The sequence below is a fragment of the Rhizorhabdus sp. GW822-FHT03C02 genome (assembly GCF_058801765.1).
Map to the genome: position 1 here is coordinate 38,711 of NZ_JBXANN010000022.1, position 23,014 is coordinate 61,724.

Annotated in this window: 27 protein-coding genes; 23 read left to right on the plus strand and 4 right to left on the minus strand. The window is 67.8% G+C overall.

Annotated features, from left to right (window positions below):
• From AC1RM6_RS29690 to pal, 18 genes are all read left to right on the plus strand, one after another.
• The gene (locus AC1RM6_RS29690) at positions 1 to 753 is read left to right on the plus strand and encodes an ABC transporter ATP-binding protein (RefSeq protein WP_493108160.1); all 753 of its coding nucleotides are present in this window, start codon (positions 1 to 3) and stop codon (positions 751 to 753) included.
• The gene (locus AC1RM6_RS29695) at positions 753 to 1,961 is read left to right on the plus strand and encodes an ABC transporter permease (RefSeq protein WP_493108162.1); all 1,209 of its coding nucleotides are present in this window, start codon (positions 753 to 755) and stop codon (positions 1,959 to 1,961) included. The genes AC1RM6_RS29690 and AC1RM6_RS29695 overlap by 1 nt, the downstream gene beginning before the upstream one ends.
• A complete protein-coding gene (locus AC1RM6_RS29700) occupies positions 1,958 to 2,725 on the plus strand; it encodes an EF-hand domain-containing protein (RefSeq protein WP_493108164.1) in 768 nt (255 codons plus the stop codon). Before AC1RM6_RS29695 ends, AC1RM6_RS29700 begins: the two co-directional genes overlap by 4 nt.
• Positions 2,722 to 3,432 (plus strand): response regulator, encoded by a 711-nt coding sequence (locus AC1RM6_RS29705; RefSeq protein WP_493108166.1) that lies wholly within the window; start codon positions 2,722 to 2,724, stop codon positions 3,430 to 3,432. The genes AC1RM6_RS29700 and AC1RM6_RS29705 overlap by 4 nt, the downstream gene beginning before the upstream one ends.
• On the plus strand, positions 3,429 to 4,925 hold the full coding sequence (locus tag AC1RM6_RS29710) for an ATP-binding protein (protein WP_493108168.1): 1,497 nt from the start codon (positions 3,429 to 3,431) through the stop codon (positions 4,923 to 4,925). The genes AC1RM6_RS29705 and AC1RM6_RS29710 overlap by 4 nt, the downstream gene beginning before the upstream one ends.
• Positions 4,926 to 5,118: 193 nt before the next feature.
• Positions 5,119 to 6,408 carry a thiamine pyrophosphate-dependent enzyme gene (locus tag AC1RM6_RS29715; protein ID WP_493108170.1) on the plus strand — a complete coding sequence of 430 codons (1,290 nt, stop codon included), beginning with the start codon at positions 5,119 to 5,121 and terminating at the stop codon, positions 6,406 to 6,408.
• Between the two features lie 29 nt (positions 6,409 to 6,437).
• Positions 6,438 to 7,442: an alpha-ketoacid dehydrogenase subunit beta gene (locus AC1RM6_RS29720; protein WP_493108212.1), complete on the plus strand. Its 1,005-nt coding sequence runs from the start codon at positions 6,438 to 6,440 to the stop codon at positions 7,440 to 7,442.
• 5 nt (positions 7,443 to 7,447) lie between these two features.
• Complete coding sequence (locus AC1RM6_RS29725) at positions 7,448 to 8,719, plus strand: dihydrolipoamide acetyltransferase family protein (protein ID WP_493108172.1); 1,272 nt, start codon at positions 7,448 to 7,450, stop codon at positions 8,717 to 8,719.
• A gap of 74 nt (positions 8,720 to 8,793) precedes the next feature.
• Positions 8,794 to 9,537 (plus strand): YebC/PmpR family DNA-binding transcriptional regulator, encoded by a 744-nt coding sequence (locus tag AC1RM6_RS29730; protein WP_493108174.1) that lies wholly within the window; start codon positions 8,794 to 8,796, stop codon positions 9,535 to 9,537.
• 237 nt (positions 9,538 to 9,774) lie between these two features.
• Positions 9,775 to 10,281 (plus strand): crossover junction endodeoxyribonuclease RuvC, encoded by a 507-nt coding sequence (gene ruvC, locus AC1RM6_RS29735; RefSeq protein WP_493108176.1) that lies wholly within the window; start codon positions 9,775 to 9,777, stop codon positions 10,279 to 10,281.
• The gene (gene ruvA, locus AC1RM6_RS29740; protein ID WP_493108179.1) at positions 10,278 to 10,880 is read left to right on the plus strand and encodes a Holliday junction branch migration protein RuvA; all 603 of its coding nucleotides are present in this window, start codon (positions 10,278 to 10,280) and stop codon (positions 10,878 to 10,880) included. The genes ruvC and ruvA overlap by 4 nt, the downstream gene beginning before the upstream one ends.
• Positions 10,881 to 10,923: 43 nt before the next feature.
• Positions 10,924 to 11,955 carry a Holliday junction branch migration DNA helicase RuvB gene (gene ruvB / locus AC1RM6_RS29745; RefSeq protein ID WP_493108181.1) on the plus strand — a complete coding sequence of 344 codons (1,032 nt, stop codon included), beginning with the start codon at positions 10,924 to 10,926 and terminating at the stop codon, positions 11,953 to 11,955.
• Between the two features lie 71 nt (positions 11,956 to 12,026).
• Positions 12,027 to 12,473, plus strand: coding sequence for a tol-pal system-associated acyl-CoA thioesterase (gene ybgC, locus AC1RM6_RS29750; RefSeq protein ID WP_493108183.1), 447 nt, complete (start codon positions 12,027 to 12,029; stop codon positions 12,471 to 12,473).
• A 4-nt stretch (positions 12,474 to 12,477) separates the two neighbouring features.
• Positions 12,478 to 13,173 (plus strand): protein TolQ, encoded by a 696-nt coding sequence (tolQ, locus tag AC1RM6_RS29755; protein ID WP_493108185.1) that lies wholly within the window; start codon positions 12,478 to 12,480, stop codon positions 13,171 to 13,173.
• On the plus strand, positions 13,173 to 13,652 hold the full coding sequence (tolR, locus tag AC1RM6_RS29760; protein WP_493108187.1) for a protein TolR: 480 nt from the start codon (positions 13,173 to 13,175) through the stop codon (positions 13,650 to 13,652). The genes tolQ and tolR overlap by 1 nt, the downstream gene beginning before the upstream one ends.
• Positions 13,652 to 14,506, plus strand: coding sequence for a UCP034077 family protein (locus AC1RM6_RS29765; RefSeq protein ID WP_493108189.1), 855 nt, complete (start codon positions 13,652 to 13,654; stop codon positions 14,504 to 14,506). Before tolR ends, AC1RM6_RS29765 begins: the two co-directional genes overlap by 1 nt.
• A gap of 75 nt (positions 14,507 to 14,581) precedes the next feature.
• Entirely contained in the window at positions 14,582 to 15,907 is a 1,326-nt protein-coding gene (tolB, locus tag AC1RM6_RS29770; protein WP_493108190.1) for a Tol-Pal system beta propeller repeat protein TolB, read from the plus strand.
• A gap of 72 nt (positions 15,908 to 15,979) precedes the next feature.
• Complete coding sequence (gene pal, locus AC1RM6_RS29775) at positions 15,980 to 16,504, plus strand: peptidoglycan-associated lipoprotein Pal (protein WP_493108192.1); 525 nt, start codon at positions 15,980 to 15,982, stop codon at positions 16,502 to 16,504.
• A 40-nt stretch (positions 16,505 to 16,544) separates the two neighbouring features.
• On the opposite strand, the gene AC1RM6_RS29780 is transcribed toward pal, so the two are convergent.
• The 3 genes from AC1RM6_RS29780 to AC1RM6_RS29790 are packed head-to-tail and all read right to left on the minus strand — an operon-like array spanning position 16,545 to position 18,841.
• Entirely contained in the window at positions 16,545 to 16,994 is a 450-nt protein-coding gene (locus tag AC1RM6_RS29780; RefSeq protein WP_493108193.1) for a hypothetical protein, read from the minus strand.
• A 46-nt stretch (positions 16,995 to 17,040) separates the two neighbouring features.
• Positions 17,041 to 17,886: a S1/P1 nuclease gene (locus AC1RM6_RS29785; protein WP_493108195.1), complete on the minus strand. Its 846-nt coding sequence runs from the start codon at positions 17,884 to 17,886 to the stop codon at positions 17,041 to 17,043.
• Between the two features lies 1 nt (position 17,887).
• On the minus strand, positions 17,888 to 18,841 hold the full coding sequence (locus AC1RM6_RS29790) for an isoaspartyl peptidase/L-asparaginase family protein (RefSeq protein ID WP_493108197.1): 954 nt from the start codon (positions 18,839 to 18,841) through the stop codon (positions 17,888 to 17,890).
• Between the two features lie 95 nt (positions 18,842 to 18,936).
• Here AC1RM6_RS29790 and ispG point away from each other — a divergent pair, with 95 nt between their 5' ends.
• Genes ispG through AC1RM6_RS29805 form a run of 3 tightly spaced genes read left to right on the plus strand, consistent with a single transcriptional unit; the run spans position 18,937 to position 21,456 of the window.
• Positions 18,937 to 20,061, plus strand: coding sequence for a flavodoxin-dependent (E)-4-hydroxy-3-methylbut-2-enyl-diphosphate synthase (ispG, locus tag AC1RM6_RS29795; protein WP_493108199.1), 1,125 nt, complete (start codon positions 18,937 to 18,939; stop codon positions 20,059 to 20,061).
• 1 nt (position 20,062) lies between these two features.
• On the plus strand, positions 20,063 to 20,971 hold the full coding sequence (locus AC1RM6_RS29800) for a DMT family transporter (protein WP_493108201.1): 909 nt from the start codon (positions 20,063 to 20,065) through the stop codon (positions 20,969 to 20,971).
• A complete protein-coding gene (locus tag AC1RM6_RS29805; RefSeq protein WP_493108203.1) occupies positions 20,968 to 21,456 on the plus strand; it encodes a GNAT family N-acetyltransferase in 489 nt (162 codons plus the stop codon). Before AC1RM6_RS29800 ends, AC1RM6_RS29805 begins: the two co-directional genes overlap by 4 nt.
• A gap of 74 nt (positions 21,457 to 21,530) precedes the next feature.
• Here the strand turns inward: AC1RM6_RS29805 and AC1RM6_RS29810 are convergent, their stop codons facing one another.
• Entirely contained in the window at positions 21,531 to 22,184 is a 654-nt protein-coding gene (locus AC1RM6_RS29810; RefSeq protein WP_493108205.1) for a DUF1345 domain-containing protein, read from the minus strand.
• Between AC1RM6_RS29810 and AC1RM6_RS29815 the strand changes: the two genes are divergently transcribed.
• Together AC1RM6_RS29815 and AC1RM6_RS29820 are read left to right on the plus strand one after the other, a co-directional pair.
• Positions 22,183 to 22,551, plus strand: coding sequence for a DMT family transporter (locus AC1RM6_RS29815; protein ID WP_493108207.1), 369 nt, complete (start codon positions 22,183 to 22,185; stop codon positions 22,549 to 22,551). The two genes, AC1RM6_RS29810 and AC1RM6_RS29815, sit on opposite strands and share 2 nt — an antisense overlap.
• A complete protein-coding gene (locus tag AC1RM6_RS29820; RefSeq protein WP_493108209.1) occupies positions 22,548 to 22,931 on the plus strand; it encodes a TfoX/Sxy family protein in 384 nt (127 codons plus the stop codon). The genes AC1RM6_RS29815 and AC1RM6_RS29820 overlap by 4 nt, the downstream gene beginning before the upstream one ends.
• Positions 22,932 to 23,014 lie beyond the last annotated feature (83 nt).

The following is a 23,014-nucleotide window of genomic DNA, read 5'->3' on the forward strand; positions in this document are numbered from 1 at the left end:
ATGGCCGGCAAGCCGCCTTTCAATCCCAGACCGGGTGAGACCCTGATCTCGCTGCGCGGGGTCACCAAGACCTTCGGCGAGGGACCGACCGCCTTCCAGGCGCTCAAGGGCGTCGACATCGACATCGCCCGCGGCGATTTCGTCGCGGTGATGGGGCCGTCGGGATCGGGCAAGTCGACGACGATGAACATCCTCGGCTGCCTCGACGTGCCGTCGACCGGCCAGTTCATCTTCCGCGGCCATCATGTCGAGGCGCTCGAACGCGATCAGCGCGCGCTGCTGCGGCGCCGCTATCTCGGCTTCGTCTTCCAGGGCTTCAATCTGCTCGCGCGCACCACCGCGCTCGAAAATGTCGAACTGCCTCTGGTCTATCGCGGCGAGGACAAGAAGGTCCGCCACGAACTCGGCATGGCGGCGCTCGACAAGGTCGGCCTCGCCGACTGGTGGGACCATACCCCCGCCGAGCTGTCGGGCGGCCAGCAGCAGCGGGTCGCGATCGCGCGCGCGATCGTCACCAGCCCCGACGTGCTGCTCGCCGACGAGCCGACCGGCAATCTCGATTCGGAACGCTCGGTCGAGATCATGCAGCTTCTCACCGATCTCAACCAGACCAACGGCATCACCGTGCTGATGGTCACCCATGAGGCCGAGATGGCGGCGTTCGCGCACACCATCATCCACTTCAAGGACGGGCTGGTCGAACGCAGCGAAGTGAAGCAACGGTCGATGGCAGAGCAGGGGGTCGGGGCCTGATGCTCGGCACCACCTTCCTGCTGGCGATCCGCGAGATCCGCCGCCACCTGATGCGGTCCTTCCTCACCGTGCTCGGCATCGTCATCGGCGTCTGGGCGGTGGTGACGATGGTCACCCTCGGCAATGGCGCGACCGCCGCGGTCAAGGAACAGATTTCCAGCCTCGGCTCGAACGTGCTCCAGATCCGCCCGGGCCAGGGCTTCGGCCGCGGCGGCGGCGGGCCGCAGCCGCCCGATTTCAAGATCGAGGATCTCGACGCGATCCGCACCCAGATCGTCGGGGTCGAGGCGGTCGCGCCGCAGGTGCAGTCGACCGGCGCCGCGGTCTTCAACGCCGCCAACTGGTCGACCACGATCAACGGCACCAACCGCGACTATTTCACCGCCCAGCCCTGGACCCTCGCCAGCGGCCGGATCTTCTCCGGAGCGGAGGAGCAGGCCGGCAAGGCGGTGTGCATCGTCGGCAACACCGTCCGCCAGCGGCTGTTCCGCGGTCAGGATCCGGTCGGCCAGCGTTTCCGCATCAAGAATATCTCGTGCGAGGTGATCGGCGCGCTGGTCGCCAAGGGGCAGGGCGGCTTCGGTAACGACCAGGACGATGTCGTGATCATGCCTTACAAGGCGGTACAGCGGCGGATGACCGGTACCCGCGACGTGCGCGGCATCATCGTCTCGATCGACGACGCCTATGACAGCGCCAAGATTCAGGCGTCGCTCAAGGATCTGTTGCGCGAGCGCCGCCATCTCTCGGCCGAGGCCGAGGATGATTTCAACATCTTCGACACCAAGCAGATCTCCGACACGCTGTCGGGCACCACCCAGATCCTCACTGCCCTGCTCGGCGCGGTCGCCGCGGTCAGCCTGCTGGTCGGCGGCATCGGCATCATGAACATCATGCTGGTCTCGGTCACCGAGCGCACCCGCGAGATCGGCATCCGCCTCGCGATCGGTGCGGTCGCACGCGAGGTGCTGATGCAGTTCCTGGTCGAGGCGGTGACGCTGGCCTGCCTGGGCGGGCTGCTCGGCCTGTTCCTCGCCTTGATCTCGACGATCCTGCTCGCGCCGGTGCTCCAGGTGCCGTTCATCTTCGACCCGAAGATCAACATGCTCGCTTTCTTCTTCTCGGCGGTGATCGGCGTGGTGTTCGGCTATTTCCCGGCGCGGCGTGCGGCCTCGCTCAACCCGATCGAGGCATTGCGGCACGAATGACGATGCGAACCATCCTGCTGCCGCTGCTCCTGTTGCCGGTGGCGACATCGCTGGCGGCGAAGAAGCCCGATCCGGCGACCGAGATCTGCACCGGCCCGATCCGGCCGACCCTGTTCCTGTCGCCGATGGGCGAGCCCTTTCGCCCGAAGCACGCGCCCGCCGCGCCGGCCCCGGGCGGTCCGGCGCCGGCCCCGATTTCGGCCGACGCCGCACAGGACGATCCGGTCAGGGACTGGTTCGACCAAGCCGACCGCAACCATGACGGCCGGATCGACATCGCCGAACTGATGCTCGACGCCGACCGTTTCTTCGCGCTGCTCGACAAGGATCATGACGGCCAGCTCCTGCCCGAGGAGGTCGCCGCCTATGAGGACAGCGTCCCCGAACTGCGCACCTATCAGGCGCGCACCCCGCGCGACGGCAGCCGCGAGGACCGCAAGGAACAGAAGCGCGAACGGCAGGCGCAGGCGCGGCCACCCAAGCTCAAATCGGGCGAGAGCGGTTATGACGGGGCGATGGGGGCAGGGCGCTTCGCCTTTCTCAACATTCCCAATCCGGTCGCGTCGGCCGATGCCGACATCAACCGCGCGGTCGATCGCGACGAGTTCCGTCGCGCCGCCGCCGACCGTTTTCGCCAGCTCGATCCGGCACAGAGGAAGGCGCTGACCCTCGCCGATCTCCCCAGGACTCCCGCACAGCAGAGCGCCAACGCCGCCTGTCTCGCCGCCCAGAACGCCGAAGTGAAAGGCAAGCCCCGCCGATGAGCCCCGCCAGCGCCGCGATCCTGGTCGTCGATGACGACGCCGATCTGCGCACCCTGATCAGCGACTTCCTGCGCGCGAACGGGCTGGCGGTGCAGAGCGCGGCCAATGCCGAGGAGATGGACGCGCGCATCGCCGCCGAAAAGCCCGACCTGATCGTGCTCGACCTGATGATGCCGGGCGAGGATGGGCTGTCGATCCTGCGGCGGCTGCGCAAGCCCGGCGGCCCTGCGATCATCATGCTGTCGGCGATGGGCGAGGACACCGATCGGATCATCGGGCTCGAGGTCGGCGCCGACGATTATCTGCCCAAGCCGTGCAACCCGCGCGAACTGCTCGCGCGGATCCGCGCGGTGCTGCGCCGGCGCAGCGAGGAGGCGGTGGCGGGCGCCGGGGCCGGCGGCAAGATGCGCCGATTCGGTCCGTGGACGCTCGACATCGTCCAGCGCGAGGTGCGCCGGATCGATGCCGCGCCCGCGCCGCTCACCGACGCCGAATTCCGTGTGCTCGCCGCCTTTCTCGATCGGCCGCAGCGCGTGCTCAGCCGCGACCAGCTGATCGAGGCGGGCAAGGGGCTCGAAAGCGAAGTGTTCGACCGCGCGATCGACGTGACGATCAGCCGGCTGCGCAAGAAGCTGGGCCCCGACGATCCGATCCGGACCGTCCGCAACGAAGGCTATATGTTCACGCTCAAGGTCGAGGGCGAATGATCGCGACCCCGCGGGCTTTCCGTCTGTTCGGCGGTTTGCCGATCTTCTGGCAGACGCTGCTGCTGCTGCTCGGCGGGGTGGCGCTCGTCCTCGCGGTCTCGATCGTCCTGTTCCTGTCGTCGCCGCCGCCGCGCCCCGATTTCAACCGGCTGTCCGACATCGCCGAGACGCTGTCGGGGCGCCGGCTGCCGCGCAACCAGGATTGGCGGCTGGTGCCGGTCGATCGCCGTCCGCTCGGGCCCGAAGCGGACGACCGTCGTCGCGGCGGCCGCGATGCCGATGGCGGCCATGGCCGGCCGGAGCGGCGCCGTCCCGCCGACAAGCCCGACGACGATCGCGCGCGCGAACGTGGCCTGACCGCGGTCGATGCGGCATCGCCGCCGGTCGCGGTCGGCGAGATGATCGCGTCGCCCGCCTTCACCGCGCGGCTCGCCGAACAGATCGGCGTTCCGATCGAACAGGTGAGGCTGTTCTTCGAACCCGACCAGCGCAGCAACATGCCGTTCCAGCGGGTCGACGACCGGCGCGGCGTGTTCGTGCGGCGCGGCGAGCCGATCTTCTTCAACACCGTCGTCGCCGGGCTGCAGACCGACAAGGGCTGGCGGATCGTCCGCACCCCGCCGCGCGATCTGATCGCGCCCTGGCAGATGCGGATCATCATCCTGTTCGGGTTCAGCGCGCTGGCGATGATCCCGATCGCCTGGCTGTTCGCGCGCGCATTGACCCGGCCGATCCGCCGGATTGCCGATGCCGCCGACCGGATGGGCGCCAATCCGCAGGCGCCGCTGATCGCCGAGGAAGGCCCGGCCGAGCTGCGGGTCACCGCGCATGCGCTCAACCGGATGCAGGAGCGGCTGGCGACCTATCTCGCCGAGCGCACCAACATGATCGGCGCGATCGCCCACGACCTGCGCACCCCGCTCGCGCGGATCGCCTTCCGCATCGAAGGCGCGCCCGACGAGATGCGCGAGAAGGTCCAGGGCGATATCGAACAGATGCGCGCGATGATCGCCGCGACCATCTCGTTCGTGCGCGACACCGCGCGAATCGTCCAGGTCGAGCCGGTCAAGCTCGACGCGATGCTGCTGGGCCTGGCCCATGACGAGGCCGAGATCGGCCGGCCGGTCGGGGTCTCTACGCTGACCTCGCTGACCGTCCCCGGCGATCCGATGGCGCTGCGGCGGCTGTTCCAGAACCTGATCGACAATGGCATCGTCTATGGTGGCGGCGTCGAATTGTCGCTCGCGCTGGTCGATGGCGAGGCCGAGGTCCGGGTCGTCGACCGCGGACCGGGGCTGCCCCCGGCACAGCTCGAGACGATGTTCAAGCCGTTCGAGCGCGGCGATCCGTCGCGCAACCGCACCACCGGCGGAATCGGGCTGGGGCTCAGCATCGCCCGTGCCATCGCCCAGGAGCATGGCGGATCGCTGATTCTCGCCAATCGCGACGGTGGCGGCCTCGAAGCGATTTGCCGACTCCCGCTCGGCCACTGATCTAAATAATGTCGGCGCGGCATCGTACCGCGCATGGAAATTTCCATGCCGGTCCGGCGTTGGCAAGGATCGGACGAATTTGCGCGTCCGCCCTCGTGGCTCTAGCAACTTTATAACACGCCGCTATTCTTTCCTGACTCGCTGACCGGTTCGACAAGAAGCCGGCGGTGTCCGCTCTTTGAGGATGACCCGCATGTCCGGTCCTGATCGCCCAATCTCCGATTCGGCGCCCCGCAATCTGCCGCCGCTGTCGCTGCATATTCCGGAGCCGCGCTTCCGGCCGGGCGACGAGGCCGACTATCAGGATTTCGACATGCCGGTGGCGGGCGCGGTGGCGCGGCCCGCGACCGACGCCAAGGCCGCCGAGATGCGCGACCATGCCTATGCGATGGTGCGCGTGCTCGACGACGACGGCTGCGCGCAGGGCCCCTGGGATCCGCGGCTCGCACCCGAAACGCTGCTGCGGATGCTGCGCCACATGGCGCTGGTCCGCGCCTTCGACGAGCGGCTCTACCGCGCCCAGCGCCAGGGCAAGACCAGCTTCTACATGAAGTGCACCGGCGAGGAGGCGACCTCAGTCGCCGCCGCGCACGCGCTCGATTATGACGACATGCTGTTCCCCAGCTACCGTCAGCAGGGGCTGCTGATCGCGCGCGACTGGCCGATCGTCGACATGATCAACCAGATCTATTCGAATCGCGGCGACCGGCTGAAAGGCCGCCAGCTGCCGATCATGTATTCGGTGCGCGAGGCCAATTTCTTCTCGATCTCGGGCAATCTCACCACCCAATATCCGCAGGCGGTCGGCTGGGCGATGGCCAGTGCGTCGCGCGGCGACACCCGCATCGCCGCCGCCTGGTGCGGCGAGGGCTCGACCGCCGAGGGCGACTTCCACTCGGCGATGACCTTCGCCGCGGTCTATCGCGCCCCGGTGATCATGAACGTGATCAACAACCAATGGGCGATCTCGTCCTATTCGGGCTTCGCCGGCGCCGACGAGACGACCTTCGCCGCCCGCGCGGTCGGCTATGGCATCGCCGGGCTTCGGGTCGACGGCAATGATGCCCTCGCGGTCTATGCGGCCACGCAATGGGCCGCCGACCGCGCGCGCGGCAATCATGGTCCGACCCTGATCGAGCATTTCACCTACCGCGCCGAGGGCCACTCGACCTCGGACGATCCGTCCAAATATCGTTCGGCCGACGAGAGCAGCAAATGGCCGCTCGGCGATCCGATCGCCCGGTTGAAGGCGCATGTCATCGCGCTCGGCATCTGGGACGAGGATCGCCATGCCGCGATGGACCGCGAGGTCGCCGAGGAGGTCAAGGTCGCTCAGAAGGCCGCCGAGAAGAACGGCATCCTCGCCGACGGCCTCAAGCAGCCGTTCGATTCGATGTTCGAGGACGTGTTCGAGGAGATGCCCTGGCATCTGAAGGAACAGGCGCAGCAGATGCGCGACGAGCGCAAGGCGGCGGGCATATGAGCGAGGACGGCGTGGTCGCGACCCGCACCATGAACATGATCCAGGCGATCAACAGCGCGATCGAGGTCGCGATGGGGCGCGACGATACGATCGTCGTGCTCGGCGAGGATGTCGGCTATTTCGGCGGGGTCTTCAAGGCGACCGAGGGGCTGCAGGCGAAGTTCGGCAAGACCCGGGTGTTCGACACCCCGATCAGCGAATGCGGAATCATCGGCGTCGCGGTCGGCATGGCGAGCTATGGCCTGCGGCCGGTCCCCGAGATCCAGTTCGCCGACTATATCTATCCCGGTCTCGACCAGCTCGTCTCCGAGGCGGCGCGGCTGCGCTACCGCTCGGCCGGCGAATATACCGCGCCGATCACCGTGCGCACCCCGTTCGGCGGCGGCATCTTCGGCGGCCAGACCCACAGCCAGTCGCCCGAGGCGCTGTTCGCGCATGTGTCGGGATTGAAGACGGTGATTCCGTCCAATCCCTATGACGCCAAGGGGCTGCTGATCGCCGCGATCGAGGACAATGATCCGGTGATCTTCTTCGAACCCAAGCGCATCTATAACGGCCCGTTCGACGGCCATTATGACCGTCCGGTCCAGCCTTGGGCGAAGTTCGCCGAAAGCGCCGTGCCCGAGGGCTATTACCGGATCGACCTCGGCAAGGCGCGGGTGGTGCGCGAGGGCAATGACGTGACCGTGCTCGCCTACGGCACGATGGTCCATGTCGCCCAGGGCGTCGTCGCCGATACCGGCGCCGATGCCGAGATCATCGACCTGCGCAGCCTGGTGCCGCTCGACATCGAGACGATCGCCGCTTCGGTGAAGAAGACCGGCCGCTGCCTCGTCCTCCATGAGGCGACCAAGACCGGCGGTTTCGGCGCCGAGCTTTCGGCGCTGGTCCAGGAACATTGCTTCCACCATCTCGAGGCCCCGGTCGAGCGCGTCACCGGCTGGGACACGCCCTATCCGCACAGCCTCGAATGGGCTTATTTCCCCGGCCCCGTCCGCCTCACCGAGGCCCTCAAGCGCGTCATGCAGGATTGATCGATATGGGCACTTACAGCTTCAGGCTCCCCGACATCGGCGAAGGCATTGCGGAGGCGGAGATCGTCGCCTGGCACGTCAAGGTCGGCGACCTCGTCGAGGAAGACGCCCCGCTCGCCGACATGATGACCGACAAGGCGACGATCGAGATGACCGCCCCGGTCTCGGGCAAGGTGATCAGCCTCGCCGGCGCGATCGGCGACATGGTCGCGACCGGCTCGATGCTGGCGAGCTTCGAGACCGACGACGAGGTGGAAGACGAACCGACGGTCGAAGTCGCCCCCAACGAAGCGGCGCAGGTCGTGAAGCCCGATCCTCAGGTCGAACCCGAAAAGCCCTCTCCCCCTGTGGGAGAGGGTTGGGAGAGGGGCAGTGAGCCGCAAACTGCACCCGAACTTCCTGTCGCGCCCGCGGAAAAAACCAAAAAAATCCTCGCCTCCCCCGCGGTCCGCGCCCGTGCCAAGGACCTCGGCATCGACCTCGCCCAGGTGAAGGCCGCGGGCGACCATGTCCGCCACGCCGATCTCGACGCCTTCCTGCTCTACAATGCCGGCGGCGGCTATCGCCCGGCGGGGACCGCGCGCGCCGACGAGCCGATCAGGGTCATCGGCATGCGCCGCCGCATCGCCGAGAATATGGCGGCGTCGAAGCGGCATATCCCCCACTTCACCTATGTCGACGAGATCGACGTGACCAAGCTCGAGGAACTCCGCGCCGATCTCAACGCGACCCGCGGGGCCAAGCCCAAGCTGACCCTGTTGCCCTTGATGATCACCGCGATCTGCAAGGCGATCCCCGATTTCCCGATGATCAACGCGCGCTACGACGACGAGGCCGGCGTGGTGACGCGCTATGGCGCGGTCCATCTCGGCATGGCGACCCAGACCGATGCGGGGCTGATGGTGCCGGTGATCCGCGACGCGCAGGACCGCAACGTCTGGCAGCTCGCGACCGAGATCGTCCGCCTCGCCGACGCCGCGCGCACCGGCAAGGCGAGCTCGGCCGAACTGTCGGGCTCGACCCTGACGATCACCTCGCTCGGGCCGCTCGGCGGGATCGCGACCACCCCTGTGATCAACCGGCCCGAGGTCGCGATCATCGGCCCGAACAAGGTCGTCGAGCGGCCGGTGTTCCGCGACGGCCAGGTCGTTGCCGCCAAGCTGATGAACCTGTCGATCTCGTGCGATCACCGCGTCGTCGACGGCTGGGACGCGGCGAGCTATGTCCAGGCATTGAAGCGATTGCTCGAAACCCCGGCACTGCTGTTTGTGGACTAAGCTTGCGCGGTGCCATCGCCGGGGGCTAGAGAGCCCGCCACTCAACGACATCAAGATCAGGATGGGCGGCGGCCATGGCCGGACATAGCAAGTTCAAGAACATCATGCACCGCAAGGGTGCGCAGGATAAGAAGCGCTCGTCGCTCTTCTCGAAGCTCAGCCGCGAAATCACCGTCGCGGCGCGGATGGGCCTGCCCGACCCGGCGATGAACGCGCGTCTGCGCGCGGCGGTGATCACCGCCCGCAAGGAAGGCCTGCCCAAGGACAATATCGAGCGCTCGATCAACAAGGCGGGCGGCAGCGACGACGCCAATTATGAAGAGGTCCGCTATGAGGGCTTCGGCCCAGGTGGCGTCTCGCTGATCATCGAGACCCTCACCGACAACCGTAACCGCACCGCGACCAACGTCCGCACCGCGGTGTCGAAGAATGGCGGCAATCTCGGCGCCGGCGGCTCGGTCAGCCACGCCTTCGACCGGCTCGGCCTGATCAGCTATGCGGCCAAGGCCGGCGACGCCGAAAAGGTCTTCGAGGCCGCGCTCGAGGCTGGCGCCGAGGACGTGTCCTCGTCCGACGACGGCCACGAGATCTGGACCGCGATCGACGCCCTCCACGAAGTCGCCAAGGCGCTCGAGCCGGTGCTCGGCGAACCCGAAGGCGCCAAACTCGCCTGGCGCCCCCAGACGATGGTCACCGTCGGCGAGGACGATGCCGGCAAGCTGCTCAAGCTGATCGACGCCCTCGACGACGACGACGACGTCCAGACGGTGTGGGGCAACTATGACGTCCCCGAAGACGTGATGGAGCGCCTGGGCTAGGGCCGTAATGTCGCGGCCCATCGTTCCCGCGAAGACGCATAGGCATTAAGCTGCCCGTCATCCCGGCGGAGGCCGGGATCTCAGGAGGTAAGGGCGCGCCTTATCCGCATGAGATTCCGGCCTCCGCCGGAATGACGATTTTTAAGGCCGGCCCGCGATCTCGACGCCTGTGCGTCTACGCGGGGAGGACGAAAATGGGGGAAGCATGATCTTCAGTTGTCGCAGAACCCCCCACCCATGATCCTCCTCGGTCTCGATCCCGGGCTCGGCACCACCGGCTGGGGGCTGATCTCGGCCGACGGCAACCGGCTCAGCCATGTCGCCAACGGCCAGATCCGCACCGATCCGACGATGGAGTTGGCGCGGCGGCTGACCTTGTTGCACGATGCGCTCGCCGAGATGATCCGGACCCATCGGCCGGAGGGCGCCGCGGTGGAGGAAGTGCTGGGCAATTCGAATCCCAAATCGACGCTGAAGCTCGGCCAGGCGCGCGGGGTGGTGCTCTATGCCGCCTCCAGCGCCGGGCTCGCGGTCGGCGAATATCATCCGTCGGTGGTCAAGAAGGCGGTGGTCGGCACCGGCGGCGCCGAGAAGCGCCAGATCCAGGCGATGGTCCAGCATCTGCTGCCGGGGGTGAAACTCGCCGGCCCCGACGCCGCCGACGCGCTCGCGGTCGCGATCACCCATGCCCATCATCTCGCCAGCGCCCGGGCGATGGCGCGCCGCACCGGGGTCGGGGCATGATCGCGCGGCTGAGGGGCGTGCTCGCCGAGAGCACCGCCGACCAACTCGTCCTCGACGTCCAAGGGGTTGGCTATCTCGTCTGGTGCTCGGCGCGCACTTTGACCGCGGTCGGCGAGGTCGGCGGCGACGTGCTGCTGTTCACCGAGATGCAGGTCCGCGAGGATGCGATCACCCTGTTCGGCTTCGGCTCGGCGGGCGAACGCGACGCCTTCCGGCTGCTCACCAGCGTCCAGGGGGTCGGCGGCCGGGTCGCGCTGGCGATCCTGTCGGTGCTCGATGCCGGCGATCTCGCCCGCGCGATCGCCGCCGGCGACAAGGCGATGATCGCGCGCGCCAACGGCGTCGGCCCGAAACTGGCGATGCGGATCGTCAACGAGCTCAAGGACAAGATGGGCGGGGTCCCGCTCGGCCCGGGCCTGTCGCCGGCGGTCGCGACCAAGGGCGGCGCGAGCGCCGACGCGCTTTCGGCGCTCGCCAATCTCGGCTTCCGCCCCGCCGAAGCCAGCGCCGCGGTCGCCGCCGCGGTCGAGGAACTCGGCGAGGGCGCCACCCTCGACGCGCTCGTCCGCCTCGCCTTGCGCAAGGCGTCGAAGGCGTGAAGCGGGGATACCGCGCTGACCATGTTCCCGCTATGATCCGCCGATGACCGACAGCGACCGCATCCTGACCGCCTCCAGGCGTACCGAAGACGCCGATGCGGCGCTGCGGCCCAAGTCGCTCGACGAGTTCGTCGGGCAGGAGGCCGCCCGCGGCAATCTGCGGGTGTTCATCGAGGCCGCGCGCCAGCGCGACGAGCCGCTCGACCATGTCCTGTTCTTCGGCCCGCCCGGGCTCGGCAAGACCACGCTGGCGCAGATCATCGCCAAGGAAATGGGGGCGGGGTTCCGTGCGACCTCGGGTCCGGTGATCGCCAAGTCGGGCGATCTCGCCGCCCTGCTCACCAATCTCGAGGATGGCGACGTCCTGTTCATCGACGAGATCCACCGGCTCCAGCCCGCGGTCGAGGAGGTGCTCTACCCGGCGATGGAGGATCGCGCGCTCGATCTGATGATCGGCGAGGGGCCGTCGGCGCGCTCGGTGCGGATCGATCTGCCGCGCTTCACCCTGGTCGGGGCGACCACCCGCCAGGGGCTGATCACCACCCCGTTGCGCGACCGGTTCGGCATCCCGGTGCGGCTGCAATTCTATTCGGTCGAAGAGCTCGAAAAGGTGGTGCGCCGCGCCGCCCGCCTGCTCGACCTCGGCATATCGAGCGACGGTGCGATCGAAATCGCCAGACGTGCCCGCGGCACCCCGCGCATCGCCGGCCGGCTGCTGCGCCGGGTGCGCGACTTCGCCAATGTCGCGGGCGCCGAGATCGTCGACGCCAAGGTCGCCGACGCCGCGCTCAACCGGCTCGAGGTCGATGCGCTCGGGCTCGACACGATGGACCGGCGCTATCTCCACATGATCGCCGACATCTATCGCGGCGGCCCGGTCGGGGTCGAGACCCTCGCCGCCGGCCTGTCCGAGCCGCGCGACACGATCGAGGAGGTGATCGAGCCCTATCTGATCCAGCTCGGCCTCGTCGCCCGCACCGCGCGCGGCCGCTGCCTCAACAGCCGCGGCTGGAAGCATCTCGGCCTCAATCCGCCGCCCGAAGCCGGCCAGGACGGACTTTTCGACGGGGTTTGAGGCGATTCGGCCGGTAATCTTCACGAAAGGGGATTCATAAAATCCGCCTTTGCCCGTACAAGCCGTTACCGATGCCCAACGAAAAACCCTATTCGGGCCGCTTTGCGGATGGCGAACACCTGTTCGCATGCCGGGTCTATTTCGAGGACACCGACGCGGGCGGGGTGGTCTATCACGCCAATTATCTGCGCTATATGGAGCGCGCGCGCAGCGACATGCTGCGGGTCGCCGGGATCGATCAGCGCGGCGCGATCGAGGGGGGCGAGGGCGTCTATGTCGTCCACGACCTCCACATAAAATACCGGCTGCCCGCGAAACTCGACGACGACCTCGTCGTTGTCAGCCGCGTGCCGAAAATCGGGGCGGCGACCCTGGCCATTCATCAGAGAGTCATGCGCGGTGCCGAATTGGTGGCCGAAGCCGCCGTTCAGGTGGCGTTCGTTGGCCCCGACGGCCGGCCCAGGCGACAACCGCGCGCCTGGATCGAAATTTTCGAGACGATCAAAGGGAACGACTGAACTGATGGATGCGCTCTCGCTGACCCCCACCGCTTCGGCGCTGTCGCCGATCGCGCTGTTCCTCCAGGCGGACATCGTCGTGAAGACGGTGATGATCGGCCTGCTGCTGGCGAGCGTCTGGACCTGGGCGATCATCCTCAGCCAGGGGCTGACCCTCGGCAGCCTGCTCAAGCAGTCGAAGGCGTTCGAGGCCGATTTCTGGAAATCCGAGGATATCGACAAGATCTATGACGGCCCGGCGCGCAAGGACGTGCCCTCGGCCAAGCTGTTCACCGCCGGGGTCGCCGAATGGCGGCGTTCGGTGCGCGGGCCCAAGGTCGACCGCGAGGGTACCCGCGCCCGGCTCGCCACCGCAATGTCGTCGGCGGCCAGCGCCGAGGTCGATCGCCTGTCGAGCCGGCTCAGCGTGCTCGCCACGGTCGGATCGGTCGCGCCGTTCGTCGGGCTGTTCGGCACCGTCTGGGGCATCATGCGCAGCTTCACCGATATCGCCGCCAGCCAGAACACCTCGCTCGGGGTGGTCGCACCCGGCATTGCCGAGGCGCTGTTCGCGACCGCGATCGGCCTGTTCGCGGCGATTCCCGCGGTGATCGCCTATAACCGGCTGCTCCACAGCATCGGCCAGATCGAAAATCACCTCCACCGCTTCGGCGACAGCCTGCACATGACCCTCAGCCGCGAACTCGAGCGGCTCGGCTGATGGCGATGGGCCCCGTTTCGGGCCGCGGCGGCAAGCGGGCGCCGATGGCCGACATCAACGTGACGCCGATGGTCGACGTCATGCTGGTGCTGCTGATCATCTTCATGGTCACCGCGCCGCTGATGCTCGCCGGGGTGCCCGTCGATCTGCCCGAAAGCAGCGCGGGCGCGCTCGACCAGGACAAGAAGCCGGTCCAGATCTCGATCGACAAGACCGGCAAGATCTTCATCGACGAACGCGAGATCCAGATGGCGGCGCTGCCCGAACAGTTCGCGCAGGTCGCGGCGAAATCGGGCAAGGGCAAGGACAGCCCGCAGATCTTCCTGCGCGCCGACCGCGGGCTCGATTATGGCCGGGTGATGGCGGTGATGGGCGAACTCAACCATGCCGGGCTCAACCGCGTCGCGCTCGTCACCATGGGCGGTGATGGCGCGAACGCCGGCAGCGGCGACACCAGCGCCGGCCGCGAGGGCGATTGATGGATCGCGCCGAGCGGGCAGGGCTGGGGGTCGCGCTGGTCGGCCATGTCGGGCTGCTCGCGCTGATGTCGCTCAACCTGATGAGCGTCCGCCCCAAGCCGCCGATGAGCGAGCCGATGGACGTGATGCTCGTCGACAAGGTCGCGCTGCGATCGGCCGCGCCGACCCCCGCGACTGAGGCTCCGCAGGCCGCCGAGGCGCCCGAGGTCGGCCCGGTCGAGGATGCGAGCCCGCCACCCGAGGCGAAACCGACGCCGACCCCGCCGCCGCCCAAGCCGGTGCCGGTCCCCGCGCCCTCGCCGAAGCCTGCGCCCAAACCGGCTCCGACCCCGCCGGCCCCCGCCAAGCCCGAGCCGCCCAAGCCCGCCAAGCCGGCCCCCGCCAAGGAAGCGCCGGCCAAGCCCGCGCCGGAGAAGCCGGTCAAGGGCAAGCCCAAGGCGTCGGCGCTCGGCGAGGATTTCCTGAAGGGCATCCCCGCGCAGAAATCGCCGGCCAAGGGCACCGCGCCCAAGGCGGCGGTGATGGACGTCGCCGCCGCTACATCGCTGGCGGCGATGATCTCGGCGCAGGTGAAACCCTGCTACACGATTCCCGAAGGCGGCATCGAGACTCAGAGCATCGTCACCCGTCTGGCATTGCGGATGCGCGTCGATGGTTCGCTCGCGGCGCCCCCTGAAGTGCTGGGGCAGCTCGGGGTGACCCCCGGCAACCAGGCCTATGCGCGGCAGATGGCCGAGGCGGCGGCGCGCGCGGTTCAGCGCTGCGCGCCACTCAAGCTGCCGGCCGAACTATACGACATCGAAAATGGCTGGAAGCTGTTCGTGCTCCGCTTCAACCCCCGCGCCATGAACTGACGCTTTCCGCCGATATTTGACTCAACACCCCGGTTTTGGGCTATGTCCCTGCCGGGGGCCAGAGGAGACGACCTGATGCGCCTGCCCCTGACCCTATGCCTTGCCGCCGCCATGATGGCGTCGCTGGCCGCGCCGGCCGCGGCCCAGCTCGAGGTCGACATCAACGGCGGCATCAGCCAGCCGATGCCGATCGCGATCCCGGTGATGCCGACCCCGGCCCCCGCCGACACTCCCGCCGGCGACACCGTCTCGCTCGGCCAGCGCGTCGCCGAGGTCGTCACCAACGATCTCAAGAACAGCGGCCTGTTCAACCCGCTCGCGCGCAGCGCGCTCGAAACCGTCAGCCACCCGCAGGTCACCGCCCCCGACTATATGTTCTGGACCCAGAGCGGCGCGCAGGCGCTGGTCCAGGGCTTCGTCCAGGCCAATGGCGACGGCACCCTGACCGTCGGCTGCTATCTCTACGACGTGCTCGCCAAGGCCGAGCTGACCCGCCAGGGCTTCGTCGTCTCGCCCGCGCAGTGGCGCCGTGCCGCGCATAAATGCGCCGACACCGTCTACACCCGGCTGACCGGCGAAGGCCCCTATTTCGACAGCCGCGTCGTCTATGTCTCGGAGACCGGTCCCAAGAAGAACCGGATCAAGCGGCTGGCAATCATGGACCAGGACGGCGCCAACCACCGCTTCCTGACCAACGGCCAGACGATCGTGCTGACCCCGCGCTTCGCGCCGAACCAGCAGACGATCACCTATATGTCCTACACCGACAACCGGCCGCGCGTATATGTCTACGACATCGGCTCGGGCAAACAGCGGCTGGTGGTCGACCAGCCGAACATGACCTTCGCGCCGCGCTTCTCGCCCGACGGCCGCTACATCGTCTATTCGATGTCGGTCGGCGGCAACACCGACATCTACCGCGTCTCGGCTTCGGGCGGTTCGCCGACCCGGCTGACGACCTCGCCGGGCATCGACACCGGCGCCAGCTACTCGCCCGACGGGTCGAAGATCGTCTTCGAAAGCGATCGCTCGGGCACCCAGCAGCTCTATGTGATGAACGCCGACGGATCGAACCAGAACCGGATCAGCTTCGGTGGTGGTCGCTACGCCACCCCGGTGTGGAGCCCGCGCGGCGATCTGATCGCCTTCACCAAATTGGGCGGCGGCTTCGCGGTCGGGATCATGGGGATCGACGGCTCGGGCGAGAAGATCCTGACCAATGGCTGGCAGGACGAGGGGCCGAGCTGGTCGCCGAACGGCCGGGTGATCATGTTCTTCCGCACCGGCCAGGGCTCCGGCAAGGCCGATCTGTGGTCGGTCGATCTGACCGGCGTGAACGAAAAGCCGGTGCCGACCCCGCTCGACGGCTCGGACCCGGCCTGGGGGCCCCTGCTGCCTTAAGCCAAGGTTCAGGGAGAAAAACCCACGGAAATCCGTTATCATTACTGAAGCGAACCAAAGAAGGAGTACGATATGGCGCGTCTGGTGACGAAAATTGCGCTCGTGTCGGCACTTGTGCTGACCGCGGCCTGCGCGAAGAAGAAGCCCGCGGACCTTCCGCCGCCCCCGGCCGTCCAGGCCCAGCCCGAGGCGGCGCCCTATACCCCGCCGTCGAACCCGACCAGCACCACCGTTCCCGGCTCGCGCGCCGATTTCCTGGCGCAGGCCGGCACCGACACGATCCATTTCGGCACCGACGCCTATGATGTCGACGCCGAATCGCAGGCGATCCTCAGCAAGCAGGCGTCGTGGCTCGCCAAATATCCGAACGTCACCGTGACGATCGAGGGCCATTGCGACGAACGCGGCACCCGCGAGTACAACCTCGCGCTCGGCGACCGGCGCGCCAATGCCGCCAAGAATTTCCTGGTCAACGCCGGCGTCCCCGCCGGCCGTATCTCGGTGATCAGCTACGGCAAGGAACGCCCGGTCGCGACCGGCTCGGACGAGGACAGCTGGGCCCAGAACCGCCGCGCGGTGACCGTGGTCCCGCAGTAACCTCTTCTCCCCTCCCTGAACAGGGAGGGGAGGAAAAACCTCAATCCTCCAGCGCCAGCAGATGCTCCCGCAGCGCCCGCGCATCGTGCAGCGCATTATGCGGCACCTTGCTGTTGCGCGCGGTCGAAAAGCCCGGGGTCCGCCGGAACTCGAAGCGCAGATGCGACACGTCGACGATGTCGCTCGCCCCGATCAGCAGCAGCCGGCAGAACAAGGCGATATCTTCGGGCCAGTCGGCGATGATCAACGGATCGGGATCGTTGCGCAGATAGGCGGCGAGGTCATGCGCCGCCGCTTCGCGGTCGAGTATATTGAGCAGCATCGGCGGCACCGATCTTAGATAAGGGACGACATGGCGTTCGACCCACTCTTCGTAGGGCTGCTTGATCGGCAGCACGACATAATAGTCCTCGCCGTCCTCGGCGGCGAGGCCGACGCTGAGCAGCTCGCCGCCGAACCCGTTGAATTCGGTATCGAGGAAATAGCGCATCGCTAGACGTCCCGCCCGAAACCGGGCGCCATCGACCCGGCGCCCATCAACCCAGGGCTTCGTCGAGCAGCCGCGCCAGCCGGATCCCGCCGCGCGCGACCTGCAGCCGCAGCACCGGGATCAGCGCGTCGATCTTGTCGGCGCCCAGCGTCGGCCGCTGATCGGGCTTGGGCCCGCAGCCGTCGCCGCCGAGCAGCACCGCATAGGCATGGTGCGACACCTCCCAGCTCTCGCGGCTCCAGTCCTCGACCGTCCCCGCGGCGATCGCCGGACGGTCGGCGACCGGAATCTGGCCGAGGATGCCGAGCGGCCCGCCCGGCGGCGACGAGATCGCGCGGTCGGCGAGCAGCCCGTCCCAGATCGAATGGAGGTTGGTGTTGGGCAGCACCCCGTAATTGGCCTTCACGTCGTTGCCGCCGCGGTCGTGGCGGTCGCCGGCGTGGAGCGGCTGGGCGAGGTCGCCCATGAAGTGGATCAGGAACACCAGCGCCTCGACCCGCACCCGCACCGGCTGGCTCTTGTCCTTGAGCAGCCGGGTATCGCGCTCGATCTGGCGCGACACGCAATTGCCGTCGGGGCAGTTATGCTTGATGTCGAACGGCTGGCACACGTCCACATTCTGATAATGCCAGCTATAGGCATAGCTGTAGCGATCCTTGAGATTCTTGACGCAATCGGCCCACACCGACGCCTGCTCGATCGTGTTCGACGGGCAGGTCGGGGTCTCGAGCAGCGCCGATTTCGCCAGCAGCTTGCGGATCGCGCGCTGGGTCTCGGGCTTCGCGCTCGTCATCGCGATCGTCGCGACGCTCTCATGGCCATATTCCCACCAGGCGTGGGCCGGCGCCGACAGGCCGGCCAGGGCAACAAGCGCAAACAACCAGCGAATCATTCTACTCATCTCCATAGAGGGCGACGCGACGGCCCCCGGCGCCGGCCAGGCCACGATACATGCCGGCGCTGTTGAAACACCATCCGCTCGACCCGTCGGCGCCGATCGAGATCAGCCCGCCGGTCCCGCCGAGGTCGCCGATCGCCGCGATCGTCGCCTGCGCGGCGTCGCCGACGCTCTGACCGGCCAGCCGCACCCGGCTCGACACCTCATGCCCCGCGCCGACCCGGATGAAATGCTCGCCCGATCCGGTGCACGAGGTCGCGGCGCCCCGATCGTCGGCCCAGGTGCCGGCGCCGATCACCGGCGAATCGCCGATCCGGTTCCAGCGCTTGCCGGTCAGCCCCCCGGTCGAGGTCGCGGCGGCGAGATGCCCGGCGGCGTCGCGCGCGACCGCGCCGACCGTGCCATATTTCAGGTCGGCGTCGAAGCTGCCGCCGGCTTTCAGCTCCTCATATTGGCGCCAGCGCTCGTCGGTGTGGAACCAGGCCGGCGGCGCCTGCTCGATGCCATGCTCGGCGCCGAAGCGGTCGGCGCCGGCGCCGGTCAGCATCGTGTGCGGGCTCTGCTCCATCACCGCGCGCGCCAGCGTGACCGGGTGACGGCTGTGGGTGACCGCGCTCACCGCGCCGGCGTCGCGGGTCGCGCCGTCCATCACCGCGGCGTCGAGCTCGTTGACTCCTTCCGCGGTGAACACCGCGCCGCGCCCGGCGTTGAAATGGGGGTCGTCCTCGAGCACCCGCACCGCCGCCTCGACCGCGTCGAGCGCCTGGCCGCCCGCGGCCAGGATCGCCGAACCCGCGACCAGTGCGGCATCAAGCGCGGCGCGCACCGCGGCATCGACTGCGGGGTCGAGCGTCTCGCGCCGGATCTGGCCGGCGCCGCCATGGACCACCAGGGTCCAGTCGCCCGCGGGGGCGGTCCAATGCGAAGTGATGCGGCGATCGGAAGCCACGCAAAATCCTGTTGTTGATCGGGTCTTGTGAGCGCCTTCTATAAGGCACGCGAAACGCCTATAGCGACCCCACGCTCTGGTTAGAACGGAAAAGCATGTCCATTCGTCCGTGGCGCGACATCGCGCGCCGTCAGTCCCGTCAGATCATGGTCGGCAATGTGCCCGTCGGCGGCGGTGCGCCGGTGACGGTGCAGACGATGACCAACACCCCGACCAGCGACGTCAAGGCGACGATCGACCAGATTCGCCGCTGCGAGGATGCCGGCGCCGACATCATCCGCGTGTCCTGTCCCGACGAGGACTCGACCCGCGCGCTCCGCCAGATCGTCCGCGCGGCGCGGGTGCCGATCGTCGCCGACATCCACTTTCATTATAAGCGCGCGCTCGAGGCCGCCGATGCCGGCGCCGCCTGCCTGCGGATCAACCCGGGCAATATCGGCTCGGAAGCGCGGGTGGCCGAGGTGGTCCGCGCCGCCAAGGCCAATGGCTGCTCGATGCGGATCGGCGTCAACGCCGGCAGCCTCGAAAAGGACCTGCTCGAAAAATATGGCGAGCCCTGTCCCGAGGCGCTGGTCGAAAGCGCGCTCGACCATATCAAGCTGCTCCAGGATCAGGATTTCCACGAATATAAGGTCGCGGTGAAGGCGTCCGACGTGTTCCTCGCGGTCTCGGCCTATATGGGCCTCGCCGACGCGGTCGACTGCCCGCTTCATCTCGGCATCACCGAGGCCGGCGGCCTGATCGGCGGCACCGTCAAGTCGGCGATCGGCATCGGCAATCTGCTGTGGGCCGGCATCGGCGACACGATCCGGGTCTCGCTCTCGGCCGAGCCCGAGGAGGAGATCCGCGTCGGCTTCGAGATTCTCAAGTCGCTCGGCATCCGCAACCGCGGCGTCCGGGTGGTGTCGTGCCCCAGCTGTGCCCGCCAGGGCTTCGACGTGATCCGCACCGTGCAGACCCTCGAGGAACGGCTCCAGCATATCCGCACCCCGCTGTCGCTCTCGATCCTTGGCTGCGTCGTCAACGGCCCCGGCGAGGCGCGCGAGACCGATATCGGCCTGACCGGCGGCGGCGCCGGCAAGCATATGGTCTATCTCTCGGGGGTCACCGACCATACCGTCCAGGACGAGGATATGGTCGACCATATCGTCAAGCTGGTCGAGGCCAAGGCCGCGGCGATCGAGGCCGCCGAGGCCGCGCAGGTCCAGGCAGCGGAATAGGGTGAAGCCCAGCCCTGTCGCGGCCGCCTTCGCGGTCGCCTGCACCGGCATCGCCGTCTTCTCTTCGATGGATGCGGTGATCAAGGGGCTCACCCTCGCGATCGGCACCTATAATGCGCTGCTCTGGCGCGCGTTTGCCGGCATCGCCTTTTGCGGCATTCCCTGGCTGATCCGCCGCCCGTCCTGGCCCGGCCGCGCGGCGATGCGGCTCCATGTCGAACGCGGCGCGGTTTGCGCGGTGATGGCGGTGCTGTTCTTCTGGGGCCTCGCGCGGACCCCGATGGCGCAGGCGATCGCGCTCAGCTTCATCGCGCCGCTGATCGCGCAGGGGCTGGCGGTGCTGATCCTCGGGGAAAGGCTGCGCGCGGGCGCGCTGATCGGCTCGGGGCTGGGCCTTGCCGGGGTGATCGTCATTCTCGCCGGCCAGGCGATGGCGAAAATGGGTCCCGACGCGACCTGGGGGGCGATCGCGGTGCTGCTGTCGGCGGTCTGCTACGCCTACAACATCATCCTGATGCGCAAGCAGGCGCAGGTCGCCGATCCGTTCGAGGTCGCCTTCTTCCAGAATATCGTCGTCGCCATCTGCCTGTCGCTCGCGGCGCCGTGGTTCGCGGCGGTGCCGGGAATCCAGCACGCGCCGATGCTGCTGCTCGGCGCGCTGCTCGCCAGCATCTCGCTCGGGCTGCTGTCCTGGGCCTATGCCCGCGCCGAGGCGAGCTATCTCGCGCCGGTCGAATTCACCGCGTTCATCTGGGCGAGCCTGTGGGGGCATGTCTTCTTCGCCGAGCAGGTCGGGCTGCTGACGATCGCCGGCGCGGTGCTGATCGTCGCCGGCTGCCTCGTCGCCGCGCGCTCGCCTGCCAGTGGGTCTTCGGCCCCCGAACTCTACGAAAGAGAAGTCCTGCCATGACCGTGACGATACGACCTGCCCGCCCCGGCGACGAGCATGACATTCTCCGCCTGATCCAGGCGCTGGCCGATTACGAGCAGGAACCCGACGCGGTCGAGGCGACCGCCGAGGGGCTGCGCGCCCATCTGTTCGGCGACAACCCCCGCGTCTTCGCCCATGTCGCCGAGGCAATCGGCTCGACCGGGGGCAGGGTGGTCGGCATCGCCGTCTGGTTCCTCAACTTCTCGACCTGGACCGGACGCCACGGCCTCTATCTCGAGGATCTGTTTGTCGATCCGGAGGTCCGCGGCGGTGGCGTGGCCCGCGCCCTGTTCAGGGCGCTCGCCACCGAGGCCAAGGCCCGCGACTACGCGCGGATCGACTGGCAGGTGCTCGACTGGAACGAACTCGGCAAGTCGCTCTACCGCCGCCTCGGCGCCACCCACAAATCCGCCTGGGAACCCTGGCGCCTCGACGGCGACGCCCTCGAGGCACTGCAGGATTGAAACCATTCGTCGCTCCGGCGGAGGCCGGAGCCGCCCAAGGTAAGAATGCCACCTGTCGACACGCGGTTGGGAGCCTACCCCCCGAGAATATTGATCGTGAACGCCAGCACCCCGATGTTGAAGACGAACGCCGCGAAGCAGTGGAAGGTGACGATCCGCCGGATCCGCGCGCTCGAAATCTCGACGTCGGACGTCTGGAAGGTCATCCCCAGCGTGAACGCGAAATAGATGAAGTCCCAATAATCGGGCTCGCCTTCGTCGCCGGGAAAGTCGATCCCGCCGCAATCGCCGCCATTTTTCGGCTTCGCGCTGTAGAACAGATGCGCATAGTGCAGCGCATAGACGAAATTGCTGAACACCCAGGCCGCGAGCAGGGTGCCGATGATCAGGATGATGCTCGCGGCGTGCATCTGCGCCTTTTGCGACAGCTCGACCGCGATCGCGACCAGCACCACCGAACAGACGATCCCGGTGATCGCCAGCAGCATCGCCCGGTTGGCGTCGTTGCGCTGGGTCGACTGGCGCATCTGGTCGGCCTCGTGGCCGAGCAGCGGCAGGCACGACAGCAGGAACACTGCGGCGCCCGCGTCGAACCCGATCAGCGCCGCCCGCGACCAGCCGGCCCAATGACCGGCGACCGCGAAGCCGATCGCGCTCACCAGCAGGAAGGCGATGAAGCGCGGCGGCGCGATCCGGTGGCCGAGGCCGAGCTTGGGATGGATGGTCATGCACCTGCTTGTAGCGTGCGGGCGGTGGTGCGGCTATCGCGGGGGCATGGCATGGTTCTGGCTCATCATCGGCGGCTGCTTCGAAGTGGGATTCACCACCTGCCTTCGTTATGTCGACGGCTTCCGCAACATCCCCTGGACGATCGGCTTCCTCGTCTCGGTGACCCTGTCGATGGGGTTGCTCGAATATGCGAGCCGCTCGATCGCCATGGGCACCGCTTATGCGGTGTGGGGCGGGATCGGCGCGCTCGGCACCGTGATCGTCGGGATGATCTGGTTCGGCGAACCGACCACCCCGATCCGCATCGCGCTGATCTTCGCAGTCGTCGCCTGCATCGCCGGGCTCAAGCTCACCGCCCACGGATGAGCGAATCGCTGATTGCCTGGGTCGAGGAAGCGCTTGCGCCGATCGGTCTCGTCACCAGCCGCCGGATGATGGGCGGCCATACCCTCTATTGCGACACGGTCATCTTCGCGATCGTCGCCGCCGACGAACTCTGGTTCAAGGCCGATGCCGAGAGCGATGCCGCGTGGAATGCGATCGCCGCCGAGCGATTCGCGCCGGTGATGAAGAATGGCGAGGCGATGGCGAAAGGCGGCAAGCCGCTGGTGATGAACTACCGCCGCGCCCCGTCCGAGGTCTATGACGAGGCCGATGCGATGATCCGCTGGGCCGACCTCGCGATCGCCGCGGGCCGACGCGGCGCCGCGAAGAAGCGGCTGCGAAAAACCGGCTCGAAAGCTTGAAGCATGCGTCATCCCGGCGGAGGCCCTAGGGGATGCACACATCTCATTGCGTAGGTGAAACAGTGCTGGCCTGTTTGGGCGTG

Bases quoted from the DNA above. Each gene is read 5' to 3' on its own strand.
- AC1RM6_RS29720 (WP_493108212.1), top strand. From the start codon at position 6,438: ATGAACATGATCCAGGCGATCAACAGCGCGATCGAGGTCGCGATGGGG.
- AC1RM6_RS29785 (WP_493108195.1), bottom strand. From the start codon at position 17,886: ATGATTCGCTGGTTGTTTGCGCTTGTTGCCCTGGCCGGCCTGTCGGCG.
- ruvB (WP_493108181.1), top strand. From the start codon at position 10,924: ATGACCGACAGCGACCGCATCCTGACCGCCTCCAGGCGTACCGAAGAC.
- ybgC (WP_493108183.1), top strand. From the start codon at position 12,027: ATGCCCAACGAAAAACCCTATTCGGGCCGCTTTGCGGATGGCGAACAC.
- AC1RM6_RS29695 (WP_493108162.1), top strand. From the start codon at position 753: ATGCTCGGCACCACCTTCCTGCTGGCGATCCGCGAGATCCGCCGCCAC.
- AC1RM6_RS29805 (WP_493108203.1), top strand. From the start codon at position 20,968: ATGACCGTGACGATACGACCTGCCCGCCCCGGCGACGAGCATGACATT.
- AC1RM6_RS29710 (WP_493108168.1), top strand. From the start codon at position 3,429: ATGATCGCGACCCCGCGGGCTTTCCGTCTGTTCGGCGGTTTGCCGATC.
- tolR (WP_493108187.1), top strand. From the start codon at position 13,173: ATGGCGATGGGCCCCGTTTCGGGCCGCGGCGGCAAGCGGGCGCCGATG.
- AC1RM6_RS29690 (WP_493108160.1), top strand. From the start codon at position 1: ATGGCCGGCAAGCCGCCTTTCAATCCCAGACCGGGTGAGACCCTGATC.
- AC1RM6_RS29700 (WP_493108164.1), top strand. From the start codon at position 1,958: ATGACGATGCGAACCATCCTGCTGCCGCTGCTCCTGTTGCCGGTGGCG.
- ruvA (WP_493108179.1), top strand. From the start codon at position 10,278: ATGATCGCGCGGCTGAGGGGCGTGCTCGCCGAGAGCACCGCCGACCAA.
- AC1RM6_RS29815 (WP_493108207.1), top strand. From the start codon at position 22,183: ATGCACCTGCTTGTAGCGTGCGGGCGGTGGTGCGGCTATCGCGGGGGC.
- tolB (WP_493108190.1), top strand. From the start codon at position 14,582: ATGCGCCTGCCCCTGACCCTATGCCTTGCCGCCGCCATGATGGCGTCG.
- AC1RM6_RS29820 (WP_493108209.1), top strand. From the start codon at position 22,548: ATGAGCGAATCGCTGATTGCCTGGGTCGAGGAAGCGCTTGCGCCGATC.
- tolQ (WP_493108185.1), top strand. From the start codon at position 12,478: ATGGATGCGCTCTCGCTGACCCCCACCGCTTCGGCGCTGTCGCCGATC.
- AC1RM6_RS29765 (WP_493108189.1), top strand. From the start codon at position 13,652: ATGGATCGCGCCGAGCGGGCAGGGCTGGGGGTCGCGCTGGTCGGCCAT.
- pal (WP_493108192.1), top strand. From the start codon at position 15,980: ATGGCGCGTCTGGTGACGAAAATTGCGCTCGTGTCGGCACTTGTGCTG.
- ruvC (WP_493108176.1), top strand. From the start codon at position 9,775: ATGATCCTCCTCGGTCTCGATCCCGGGCTCGGCACCACCGGCTGGGGG.
- AC1RM6_RS29780 (WP_493108193.1), bottom strand. From the start codon at position 16,994: ATGCGCTATTTCCTCGATACCGAATTCAACGGGTTCGGCGGCGAGCTG.
- ispG (WP_493108199.1), top strand. From the start codon at position 18,937: ATGTCCATTCGTCCGTGGCGCGACATCGCGCGCCGTCAGTCCCGTCAG.
- AC1RM6_RS29730 (WP_493108174.1), top strand. From the start codon at position 8,794: ATGGCCGGACATAGCAAGTTCAAGAACATCATGCACCGCAAGGGTGCG.
- AC1RM6_RS29715 (WP_493108170.1), top strand. From the start codon at position 5,119: ATGTCCGGTCCTGATCGCCCAATCTCCGATTCGGCGCCCCGCAATCTG.
- AC1RM6_RS29705 (WP_493108166.1), top strand. From the start codon at position 2,722: ATGAGCCCCGCCAGCGCCGCGATCCTGGTCGTCGATGACGACGCCGAT.
- AC1RM6_RS29725 (WP_493108172.1), top strand. From the start codon at position 7,448: ATGGGCACTTACAGCTTCAGGCTCCCCGACATCGGCGAAGGCATTGCG.
- AC1RM6_RS29810 (WP_493108205.1), bottom strand. From the start codon at position 22,184: ATGACCATCCATCCCAAGCTCGGCCTCGGCCACCGGATCGCGCCGCCG.